Source organism: Vibrio sp. 1078-1, from assembly GCF_033340475.1.
Genome location: NZ_JAWOWM010000855.1, coordinates 1 through 526 on the forward strand (window position 1 = coordinate 1; position 526 = coordinate 526).

General features: G+C 45.2%; 1 protein-coding gene. It reads left to right on the plus strand.

The window, feature by feature from the left end; genetic code table 11:
* Window positions 1-368: TMEM165/GDT1 family protein (locus R7190_RS30460; RefSeq protein WP_318138289.1), on the plus strand; the 368-nt coding region annotated here is incomplete at its 5' end.
* Between the last annotated feature and the right edge of the window lie 158 nt (window positions 369-526).

Below are 526 nucleotides of genomic sequence, written 5' to 3' on the forward strand. Positions count from 1 at the left end.
TATCTCCTGATGTTTTAAAATGGGTGCTGGTGGTCAGTTTTGTTGCCATGGCAGCTTGGGTTCTGATCCCAGACAAACTGGATGACGACGAAGAGCTCTCGAATCGTGGACCATTCATTGCCAGCTTTATTGCCTTCTTTGTTGCTGAAATCGGTGATAAAACTCAGATTGCGACTTCCATTCTAGGCGCGCAATACGCGGATGCGCTGAGTTGGGTCATACTTGGCACGACCATTGGTATGCTGTTGGCCAACGTGCCAGTGGTGTTGATTGGTAAGCTTTCAGCAGACAAGATGCCATTGGGTTTGATCCGTAAAGTAACCGCTGTTTTGTTCGTGTTATTGGCTATTGGTGCGGCCTTCTTTTAATGGTTTGAAGCAGATAACGTAGCCTGAAAAGGAAAAACGTTATCTGCGAACAATCGTTAAAATGGTGCGAATTATCAATAACTAGCGAATTAGTGGCGCAGCTCAAACTCTGACTTAAAATCGCTCCGTAGCGTGACGGATGACATATTAGTGTCATA